13 protein-coding genes are annotated in these 8848 nt (G+C 67.0%); 5 read left to right on the top strand and 8 right to left on the bottom strand.

The window, feature by feature from the left end; genetic code table 11:
- Genes EBMC1_RS03895 through purE form a run of 3 tightly spaced genes read right to left on the bottom strand, consistent with a single transcriptional unit; the run spans position 1 to position 2084 of the window.
- Positions 1-498, bottom strand: coding sequence for a dihydrofolate reductase (locus EBMC1_RS03895; protein ID WP_003040947.1), 498 nt, complete (start codon positions 496-498; stop codon positions 1-3).
- Entirely contained in the window at positions 495-1568 is a 1074-nt protein-coding gene (locus EBMC1_RS03890) for a 5-(carboxyamino)imidazole ribonucleotide synthase (RefSeq protein ID WP_003040946.1), read from the bottom strand. Before EBMC1_RS03890 ends, EBMC1_RS03895 begins: the two co-directional genes overlap by 4 nt.
- 6 nt (positions 1569-1574) lie before the next feature.
- The gene (gene purE / locus EBMC1_RS03885; protein WP_003040942.1) at positions 1575-2084 is read right to left on the bottom strand and encodes a 5-(carboxyamino)imidazole ribonucleotide mutase; all 510 of its coding nucleotides are present in this window, start codon (positions 2082-2084) and stop codon (positions 1575-1577) included.
- 187 nt (positions 2085-2271) lie between these two features.
- On the opposite strand from purE, the gene EBMC1_RS03880 reads away from it, so the two are divergent.
- Positions 2272-2913: a GGDEF domain-containing protein gene (locus tag EBMC1_RS03880; RefSeq protein WP_003040940.1), complete on the top strand. Its 642-nt coding sequence runs from the start codon at positions 2272-2274 to the stop codon at positions 2911-2913.
- A 49-nt stretch (positions 2914-2962) separates the two neighbouring features.
- Positions 2963-3295 (top strand): hypothetical protein, encoded by a 333-nt coding sequence (locus EBMC1_RS03875; protein WP_003040937.1) that lies wholly within the window; start codon positions 2963-2965, stop codon positions 3293-3295.
- Positions 3296-3314: 19 nt separating this feature from the next.
- On the opposite strand, the gene EBMC1_RS03870 is transcribed toward EBMC1_RS03875, so the two are convergent.
- Together EBMC1_RS03870 and EBMC1_RS03865 are read right to left on the bottom strand one after the other, a co-directional pair.
- Positions 3315-3626, bottom strand: coding sequence for a hypothetical protein (locus EBMC1_RS03870; RefSeq protein ID WP_003040934.1), 312 nt, complete (start codon positions 3624-3626; stop codon positions 3315-3317).
- Positions 3623-3910 carry a hypothetical protein gene (locus EBMC1_RS03865; protein WP_003040930.1) on the bottom strand — a complete coding sequence of 96 codons (288 nt, stop codon included), beginning with the start codon at positions 3908-3910 and terminating at the stop codon, positions 3623-3625. The genes EBMC1_RS03870 and EBMC1_RS03865 overlap by 4 nt, the downstream gene beginning before the upstream one ends.
- 137 nt (positions 3911-4047) lie before the next feature.
- On the opposite strand from EBMC1_RS03865, the gene EBMC1_RS03860 reads away from it, so the two are divergent.
- Entirely contained in the window at positions 4048-4689 is a 642-nt protein-coding gene (locus tag EBMC1_RS03860; protein WP_040589560.1) for a S24 family peptidase, read from the top strand.
- A 6-nt stretch (positions 4690-4695) separates the two neighbouring features.
- Here the strand turns inward: EBMC1_RS03860 and EBMC1_RS03855 are convergent, their stop codons facing one another.
- The 3 genes from EBMC1_RS03855 to EBMC1_RS03845 all read right to left on the bottom strand — a co-directional run bounded on the left by EBMC1_RS03855 (position 4696) and on the right by EBMC1_RS03845 (position 6213).
- Positions 4696-5250: a DUF4402 domain-containing protein gene (locus EBMC1_RS03855; protein ID WP_156000957.1), complete on the bottom strand. Its 555-nt coding sequence runs from the start codon at positions 5248-5250 to the stop codon at positions 4696-4698.
- A gap of 112 nt (positions 5251-5362) precedes the next feature.
- Positions 5363-5566, bottom strand: a complete 204-nt coding sequence (locus EBMC1_RS03850; RefSeq protein WP_003040920.1) for a zinc-finger domain-containing protein — start codon at positions 5564-5566, stop codon at positions 5363-5365.
- Positions 5567-5637: 71 nt separating this feature from the next.
- Positions 5638-6213 (bottom strand): DUF4402 domain-containing protein, encoded by a 576-nt coding sequence (locus tag EBMC1_RS03845; protein ID WP_120649325.1) that lies wholly within the window; start codon positions 6211-6213, stop codon positions 5638-5640.
- A 109-nt stretch (positions 6214-6322) separates the two neighbouring features.
- On the opposite strand from EBMC1_RS03845, the gene EBMC1_RS03840 reads away from it, so the two are divergent.
- Positions 6323-7246 carry an ABC transporter ATP-binding protein gene (locus EBMC1_RS03840; RefSeq protein ID WP_003040915.1) on the top strand — a complete coding sequence of 308 codons (924 nt, stop codon included), beginning with the start codon at positions 6323-6325 and terminating at the stop codon, positions 7244-7246.
- Entirely contained in the window at positions 7239-8825 is a 1587-nt protein-coding gene (gene nadB, locus EBMC1_RS03835; RefSeq protein WP_003040913.1) for an L-aspartate oxidase, read from the top strand. Before EBMC1_RS03840 ends, nadB begins: the two co-directional genes overlap by 8 nt.
- Positions 8826-8848: the final 23 nt, after the last annotated feature.

The raw sequence follows: 8848 nt of genomic DNA, 5'->3' as shown, positions 1-8848 counted from the left end.
TCATCCCGCTTTGCGCGTGAAGGTGACGAAGCTGTAGGCCGGGCGCCCCGCGTCGTCGGCCGGATGATCCTCGCGCGCCACGACCTGCCAGTCGGCGGGATCGGGGTAGGCGATGGTCGCATCGCCCGCGGGTTCGATCGCAACCTCGGTCAATTCGATCCGCGTCGCGAGCGGCAGGAACAGATCGTAGATTTCGGCGCCGCCGATCACCATCGCCTGCGGCGCATTGGCAAGGCGCAGCGCTTCCTCGACGCTGGCGACGGGTTCGGCGCCTTCCTCCTGCCAGCCCGCGTCGCGGGTGAGGACGATGTGGCGCCGCCCCTCCAGCACCGTGGGCAGGCTGTCGAAGGTCTTGCGCCCCATGATCATCGGGCGGCCCATGGTGAGCTGTTTGAAGCGGCGCAGGTCGGCGGGCAGGTGCCAGGGAATCTTGCCCCCCGCACCGATCACGCCATTGGCGGCGCGTGCGAGGACCAGCGTGATATCCGGGCGGTTCATCGGGGAGAGGCTCCAACCCAAGTGACGTGGCCGAGCTTGCGCCCGTCGCGCACCTCGGTCTTGCCGTAGTGATGCACGTGCGCGGCGCCGTCGGCAAGCAGCGCCGGAATCTTTTCGATCTGCGCCCCGATCAGATTGTGCATCGTCACCGGCAGCAGCGGCACCGCCGTATCGCCGAGCGGCAGGCCCGCGACGGCGCGGATATGGTTTTCGAACTGGCTCGTCACCGCGCCCTCGATCGTCCAGTGGCCGCTGTTGTGGACGCGCGGCGCCATCTCGTTGAACACCGGCCCCGCGTCGGTGGCGAAAAATTCGCCGGTGAGCACGCCGACATAGTCGAGCGCATCGCCGATCGCCGCCATCATCGCGCGCGCCGCGGGTTGCTGATCGAGGACGATGGACGGCGGCGGCAGGCTGGAGACGGCGAGAATGCCGCCTTCGTGGACATTCGCCGAACTGTCCCAGTAGCGCGTTTCGCCGTCGATGCCGCGCACCATGATCACCGAAAATTCATGGTCGAAGGCGACGAAACCTTCGAGGATCGCGGGCTGCCCGCCGATCGCCTCCCACGCCGCATCGGCGTCGGCGGGCGCGGCGATCCGCGCCTGTCCCTTGCCGTCATAGCCCATGCGCACGGTCTTGAGGATCGCGGGGGTGCCGATGGCGGCGAGCGCGCTATCGAGTGCCGCGCGCGTCGGCACCGCGGCAAAAGGCGCGGTGCGACCGCCGAGATCGGCGACGAAGGATTTTTCGGTGAGCCGGTCCTGCGCGATTTCGAGCGGCTTGCCGCCCGGATGGACCGCGACATGGCCCGACAGGAAACGCACCGTGTCGACCGGGACATTTTCGAATTCGAAGGTCACGATATCGCACGCGGCCGCGAAGCCCGCGAGGCGCGGTTCATCGTCCCACGCCGCCTGGGTGTGGTGTGCGGTGACTTCGGCCGCGACGCTTTCGGCGTCGGGGGCATAGACATGAACCTTGTAGCCGAGCTGCGCGGCGGCGACCGCGAGCATCCGGCCAAGTTGGCCGCCGCCCAGGATGCCGATCGTCGATCCGGGGGAAAGCAAAGCGGGTCAGCCTTCGCGCACGGGCGTCGGCGCGACGCTGTCGGTCTGTTTCGCGCGCCACGCGTCGAGCCGCGCGGCGAGGTCCGCATCGGTGTTGGCGAGCAGCGCGGCGGCGAACAGCCCCGCGTTGGTCGCGCCCGCCTTGCCGATCGCAAAGGTCGCGACGGGGACGCCGCCAGGCATCTGGACGATCGAATAGAGGCTGTCGACGCCGCTGAGCGCCGCCGACTGGACCGGCACGCCGAGCACGGGAACGCGCGTCATCGCCGCGACCATGCCGGGCAGATGCGCGGCGCCGCCGGCGCCCGCGATGATCGCCTGGAGCCCGCGGTCGGCGGCGCCTTTCGCATAGGCGACGAGCCGGTCGGGGGTGCGGTGCGCCGAGACGATATGCACCTCGTGCGCGATGCCGAATTCTTCGAGGATCTGGACCGCATGCGCCATCGTCGGCCAGTCCGACTGGCTGCCCATGATTACGCCGATGCTGGCTTTCGCGCTGGCTGCGCCGTCGCCCATTCCGTCCCTCCTGCCCTGGCGATGAATCGCCGCTGCCATCCCCCTAGCGACTCGACCGCGCGCGGGCAATGTCACCAAAATGGCACCGCGTTTACGTCTTGGTATCAAGTCGTGGCTAACCTGCCCGCCATGCCCATCCTGCCGGCGTCCTGCCGGCGACCCACCGGATGCGCATCGGGGATAGGGAATGGATAGCGTAGGGGGGGCGCGGATCGCGGTCGAAAGGGCCGGTTTCGTATCCGTCGACTCCATCGAGGACCAGTTGCGCGAAATGCGCCGCGAACGCGATGCGTTGCGCCGTGAGAACCGCATCCTGAAGATCGCGGTCGCGGAGCTCGAACGCGTGTCCGAACGCGATACGCTGACCCCGCTGTTCAATCGCCGCTATTTCCTGACCGCGATTCACCAGCGCCTTGCGCGCTTCGAACGCCATGCCGAAAGCGCGGCGGTCGTGTTCATCGACGTCAATCAGCTCAAGCAGATCAACGACACGCTGGGGCACGCCGCCGGCGACTTCGCGCTGATGCAGATCGCGGGCCGCCTGTCGGCGTCGATCCGGTCGACCGATGTCGCGGCGCGGATCGGCGGTGACGAATTCGGGCTGATCCTCGATCAGTCGAGCGAAAAGGGCGCCCGCGCGCAGATCGAACGGCTGGCCGAGGTGCTGAGCGCCGAGCCCGCCAACTATGACGGGCAGGAGGTTCGCCTGTCGGCCTGCTTCGGCGTCGCGATGCTGCAGACCGGGATGAGCGAATCGGACGTGCTCGCCGCCGCCGACCGTGACATGTATCGCTGCAAACAGCGCGAAGTCGCCCGCACCCACCGCTAACCCGGCGTTAACCAAAGGCGCGCATCCTCCCTTTATGGACAGGGGGTGGATGATGCGTACCCAGGCCGATTTTTTCACCGATATCGAAAACCGGATTTCCGGGCAGATCGGCGCGCTTGCCGAAGCGTTGCCGCATTGTGCGCTGACCCAGATCGTGCAGGGGGTCGACGACATTCGTTGCCTTGCGCGCGATCATGGCTTCGCGATCGTCGAAACGCTGGCGAGCCAGCTCGAATCGGCGGAGGCCGGGGGCGGCTATCGCGCCGCCGTCCTGACTTATCTCGACGCGATGAACGACGCGGTGCGCGCGCCGCGCGGGCCGATGCCCGCGGCCGCGCAGGAAGCGTGGCTCGCGTCGGTGGCGATGCGCCTCGGCCATTGAACCCCACGCGACCTAGCGTCTAATCCTCCACACTCAATATTTCGACCTGTAGGCCGCCTGGCTGCGGCTCGACCGCGACATCGGCGACGATGTGACCGGCCAGCCGCCAGTCGAAGGCGGCGAGCTGCGCCGAAAGGTCGGTGAGGGCGGTTCCGGCGGGGAGCGTCAGCGGAAACAGGTGGCGCGCGCCGACGAAATTGGCGCTGGCCCAGGGGCGCATCGTCGATGCGCCGAGCTGCGCTCCCGGCGGCAGCAGGCGTGTCAGCAGGCGCGCGATGCGGCGGTGCGGGCAGGCGGGGCGCGCGGGGGCGGTGGGCGACCAGCGGATCATGCGCGGCGCCCCTTGTCGGCGGGGTCGCCAACGCGGCGGCCGGCGCGGGTGCCGACGCGGCGGTCGCCGATCGGCGTGACGCGGCCCGCCCGGAAGTCGGCACGCCATTTGTTCATGAAATGTTCCGCACGGCAGATCACCGCGCGGCCACAGATCCGCCCGCCGCGCAGGTCGCTCACCAGCCGCGGGTCGTGGACCGCGGCGCGGCCGAACACGCTCGGCGGCATATCGGCCTCTTTCAGAAAAGCCTCGATCCGTTCCAGCAAAATGCCCTGCATCATCATCTCCCTGCCTGCGATTCGCTCAATAGGATAGTTCCTATTTGATTGGCATTTTCCTACTTGTCTAGGAAAAATCCTATTGCTAGAGACGAAATAGGAAGGACCAGTCCGTGACCGATATCGACGACGACCCGCGCCGGATGCTCGACCGGCTGCTGACCGAAAAGGGGGTGGATTATGCCCAGCTTTCGGCGCGCATCGGGCGCAACCCCGCCTATATCCAGCAATATATCAAGCGCGGATCACCGCGGCGGCTGGGCGAACAGGACCGGGCGCGCATCGCCGCCTATCTGGGCGTGTCGGAGGCGCTGCTGGGCGGCCCGGCGCTGCGCGTCGCCGCGCCGACGCCGCGCGCGCGCGGCCGCGACCTGGTGCTGGTGCCCAAGCTGGCGATCGGCGCTTCGGCGGGGCCGGGCGCGAGCGTCGATGGCGAAGCGGTGGAAGGCGAGGTCGCCTTCGATCCGCGCTGGCTGCGCGATCTGGGCGCCGACCCGCGCGCGCTGAGCATCATTCGCGTCGAAGGCGATTCGATGGCGCCGACGCTGGGCGATGGCGACGATATATTGGTCGATGGCGGCGATGCGGCCGCCCGGCTGCGCGACGGCATCTATGTGCTGCGGATGGACGATGTGCTGATGGTCAAACGCATCGCCCGCGCGCCGGGGCCGGGGCGCGTGTCGGTCATCAGCGACAATCCGCACTATCGAAGCTGGGACGATCTGCCGCTGTCGGCGATCCGGCTCGTCGGCCGGGTCATCTGGACGGGGCGCAGGGTGCGCTAGGACCGGCTAGAGATAATTGACCGTCAGCGTGAAGGTGCCGCTGTAATCGCCCGCGGGCTGGTTCGCCGGGACGCTGAGCGTGCCGCCGACATAATAGGTCTGTACCCCGCTGGGCAGCAGCGTCGCGCTCGACCCGAGCAGGATGATGCCGCCGCCGCTTGTCGTCATCGCGCGGGTCAGCGTGGCGGTCATTGCGGGCGCGCCGCCGCCCGCGCGGGTCAGCGTCGCCGAATTGCTGCCGCTGACGGTGATCAGCAGCAGACCGCCGGTACCCTGGAACACCGCGCGCTGGGCGCCGCTGCCGGCGAGCGTGACGCCGCCCGCCGAGCCGCGCGCATTGGTCGCCGGATTGACCGTCACCGTGCCCCCGGTCGCGCCGCTGACGATCGTGCCGAAATCAAGGTCGTCGGTCTTGATAAGCGTGTTCGGCCGCACCACCGCCGCATTCGCGGTGCCGGTCGTCTCGGTCGCCGATGCGGACGGCCCCGTCAGCGCCGCTGCCGTGGCAGCGGCGGCGAGGCACAAGGCCATCGGCCGGAAGTTGGTCCGTTGAATCCCCACGATTCTGCTCCTGTCCGGCACAGTCTATGCCAGCGGGGCGTGAAGGGAGGATGCGCGGATTTGGTAAAGCAGGCCTTTACCTTTGCGCGGAGGCGGGCGTCAGGCCCCGACTTTAAGCTTTGTCGGCGACCCCGCCGATCAGCACGAAGCGCCGGTCGCAATAGCCGCAATCGACGAAACCATCGTCGGGATCGATCTCCAGCCAGACGCGCGGGTGGCCGAGCGCGGCGTTGGCGAGCCCGTCGCCCGTGCCGTCGCAGGCGATACGGGTCTTGGACGTGCGGATCGTTTCGGGAGCGGGTGCGGGCTGGGTCATCGACGCGCCTTTAGCAAGCAGGTGCGGGCGGGGCAATCGGTCTCGATCGCTCCGCCCGCAACGGGCGGCGCTTACAGATAGTTCAGCGTGATCGTGAAGGTGCCGCTGTAGTCGCCGGGCGCCTGATTGGCATTGACCTCCAGCGTCGCGCCGACCGGAAAGTTATAATTGCCCAGCGCCGAGGTGATGCGGAAGCGCGTCGGCGAGGTGGAGAGGATCGCGGTCGGGGTGCTGCCGATCTCGAAATCGCGCACGCGCATCCGCTGGCCGGGGCCGGTGATCCAGATGCTGTTCGAACCGAGCGAGATATTGACCTGGCGATTGTAGCTGCCGAGACCCGCGAAGCGCGCGGGCTCGCCCGAACTGCCGGCGAGCGTCGCGCCGCCGGTGCGGCTGCGCGTGCCGTCGGGGGCAAGCCGCACGGTGCCGGCGCTGCCCGAGGCGATGATGTCGCCGAAATCGAGGTCGTTGACCTTGAAGAAGGACAGCGGCCGCAGCACGATCGCTTCGGCTTGTGCCTGCGTCGTCGATTGCGGCGATGTGGCCTGGGCATGCGCCGCCGGTCCGATCGCCGGAGCCGTCAGCAGCGCGCAAGCTGCGAAGCCGCGCAACATGGCGCGCGGGTCGATGATGTGTCTGGTCCTCACGCATCCCCCTTAGCGATCAGGTCGCAAAATATGCTTACAGCTTATGGTAAAGAAAAGCTTGCCGCCGAGGCCCTTTCGCACCCGCACCGGCGCGGCTATGGAAGGCGCCATGAGTGAAGCCGCCATCCGCATCGACGCCGTTTCCAAAATCTATGCCGGGGGCAAGCAAGCGCTCGACAATGTCAGTTTCGATGTGCCGCGTGGGCAGATATTCGGACTGCTCGGCCCGAACGGCGCTGGCAAGTCGACGCTGATCAACATCCTCGCGGGGCTGGTCAACAAGACCAGCGGCCATGCGAGCATCTGGGGCTTCGACATCGACGCCGACCCGCGCAACGCCAAATATTCGATCGGCATCGTGCCGCAGGAAATCGTCTTCGATCCCTTTTTCACGCCGTTCGAGACGCTGGAGAATCAGGCGGGCCTGTATGGCGTGCCGAAGGACAAGCGCATTTCGGACGAATTGCTGGCGGCCGTGCACCTTAGCGACAAGCGCGACGCCTATGCGCGCACGCTGTCGGGCGGCATGAAGCGCCGCCTGCTCGTGGCCAAGGCGATGGTCCATTCGCCGCCGATCATCGTGCTCGACGAACCCACCGCGGGGGTCGATATCGAACTGAGGCAGCAGCTTTGGGAATATGTGCAAAGCCTCAACGATCGCGGCGTGACGGTGGTGCTGACGACGCATTATCTGGAAGAAGCCGAGGAGCTGTGCGACCGGATCGCGATCATTAACCACGGCAAGCTGATCGCCAACAAGCCGACGCGCGAGCTGGTCGACATGGCGCGCGAAAAGATCGTCGTCGTGACGCTGGATGCCGATGTCAGCGTGCTGCCGTCGCACGCCGCCTTCGACAAGGTCGAGCGCGAGGGCGAACGGGGGCTGGCGATCAGCTACAACAAGGATCGCACCAATGCGGGCGAGGTGCTCGCGGCGGTGAATGCGATGGGGCATGGCATCGTCGACGTGTCGACGCGCGAGGCCGACCTTGAGGATGTGTTCCTGAATCTGACGCGCGCGGCGAATGGCTGAGGCCGCGACCCACGACGTCATCATCGTCGGTTCCGGCGCGGCGGGGCTGACGGCGGCGATCGCGCTTGCGGAGCAATGCCGTGTTCTCGTGCTTGCGAAGGGCGAACTGACCGGCGGGTCGACCGCTTGGGCACAGGGCGGGATCGCGGCGGTACTCGACGCGGGCGACACGTTCGAAAATCATATCAACGATACGATGATCGCGGGCGCGGGGCTCAACCGGCGCGAGACGGTCGAGTTCGTCGTTGAAAATGCGCCCCACGCGATCGAGCGGTTGATCGAAATGGGCGTGCCCTTCAACAAGGAAGCCGAGGCGCTGCACCTGACGCGCGAGGGCGGCCATTCGCACCGCCGCATCGTGCATGTCGACGATGCGACGGGCTGGGCGGTGCAGGCGGCACTGCTCAAGACCGCCGAGGCGCATCCGAACATCACGCTGCTGCCGGGACAGGCGTGCATCGACCTGATCACCGGACGTCATGAGCTACGCTATTCGGGGTCGGGCCATGTCTGGGGCGTCTATGCGCTCGACGAAAAGACGGGGAAGGTCCACGCGCATGTCGGCCGCGCGACGATCCTCGCCAGCGGCGGCGCGGGGCGCGTCTATCAATTTTCGACCGCGCCGCGCGGCGCGACGGGCGACGGCATCGCGATGGCGTGGCGCGCGGGCGCGCGCGTTTCCAACATGGAAATGATGCAGTTCCACCCGACCTGCCTTTATAATCTGGAGGTCAAGAATTTCCTGATTACCGAGGCGGTGCGCGGCGAGGGCGGGATATTGAAGCATCCCGTCACCGGCCACCGCTACATGCCCGATTACGACCCGCGCGCCGAACTGGCGCCGCGCGACATCGTGGCGCGCGCGAACGACGATCAGATCAAGCGCTTCGGCCTCGACTATGTCCACCTCGACATCAGCCACAAGGATCCGGATTTCGTCGCGGGGCATTTCCCGAACATCCACGAAAAGCTGCTGACGCTGGGCATCGACATGACGAAGCAGCCGATCCCGGTGGTGCCGGCGCAGCATTACACCTGCGGCGGCATCCTGATCGACCTCGACGGCCGCACCGACCTGCCGGGGCTCTATGCCGCCGGCGAATGCACCGAAAGCGGGCTGCACGGCGCCAACCGCCTGGCGTCCAATTCGCTGCTCGAATGTTTCGTTTTCGGCGAGGCGGCGGCGAAGGATATCATCGCCCGCTGGAACCAGCTCGAACCGCCGCCGCCGATCCGCGCGTGGGATGAAAGCCGCGTCACCGATTCGGACGAGGAAGTCGTCATCAAGCAGAACTGGACCGAAATCCGCCGCTTCATGTGGAATTATGTCGGCATCGTGCGCACGACCAAAAGGCTGGAGCGCGCGCAACACCGCATCAACATGATGACGCACGAGGTCGAGGATTATTACGGCCATTTCCGCGTGACGACCGACCTGATCGAACTGCGCAACCTGCTCCAGTGCGCCGACCTGATCGTGCGCAGCGCGCTGCATCGCAAGGAAAGCCGCGGGCTGCACTATACGCTCGATTATCCGCGTCTGCTGCCCGAGGCGCGCGACACGGTGCTCGTTCCGTAAAAGTCAGGCCCCTAAACGCACAG

The sequence above is a fragment of the Sphingopyxis sp. MC1 genome, assembly GCF_000371385.1.
Classification (GTDB): Bacteria; Pseudomonadota; Alphaproteobacteria; order Sphingomonadales; family Sphingomonadaceae; genus Sphingopyxis; species Sphingopyxis terrae.
Note: the sequence above shows the minus strand (reverse complement) of the source record. Positions and strands in the feature narration are given on the sequence as shown.

Bases quoted from the DNA above. Each gene is read 5' to 3' on its own strand.
- EBMC1_RS03895 (WP_003040947.1), bottom strand. From the start codon at position 498: ATGAACCGCCCGGATATCACGCTGGTCCTCGCACGCGCCGCCAATGGC.
- purE (WP_003040942.1), bottom strand. From the start codon at position 2,084: ATGGGCGACGGCGCAGCCAGCGCGAAAGCCAGCATCGGCGTAATCATG.
- EBMC1_RS03880 (WP_003040940.1), top strand. From the start codon at position 2,272: ATGGATAGCGTAGGGGGGGCGCGGATCGCGGTCGAAAGGGCCGGTTTC.
- EBMC1_RS03875 (WP_003040937.1), top strand. From the start codon at position 2,963: ATGATGCGTACCCAGGCCGATTTTTTCACCGATATCGAAAACCGGATT.
- EBMC1_RS03870 (WP_003040934.1), bottom strand. From the start codon at position 3,626: ATGATCCGCTGGTCGCCCACCGCCCCCGCGCGCCCCGCCTGCCCGCAC.
- EBMC1_RS03865 (WP_003040930.1), bottom strand. From the start codon at position 3,910: ATGATGATGCAGGGCATTTTGCTGGAACGGATCGAGGCTTTTCTGAAA.
- EBMC1_RS03860 (WP_040589560.1), top strand. From the start codon at position 4,048: ATGCTCGACCGGCTGCTGACCGAAAAGGGGGTGGATTATGCCCAGCTT.
- EBMC1_RS03850 (WP_003040920.1), bottom strand. From the start codon at position 5,566: ATGACCCAGCCCGCACCCGCTCCCGAAACGATCCGCACGTCCAAGACC.
- EBMC1_RS03840 (WP_003040915.1), top strand. From the start codon at position 6,323: ATGAGTGAAGCCGCCATCCGCATCGACGCCGTTTCCAAAATCTATGCC.
- nadB (WP_003040913.1), top strand. From the start codon at position 7,239: ATGGCTGAGGCCGCGACCCACGACGTCATCATCGTCGGTTCCGGCGCG.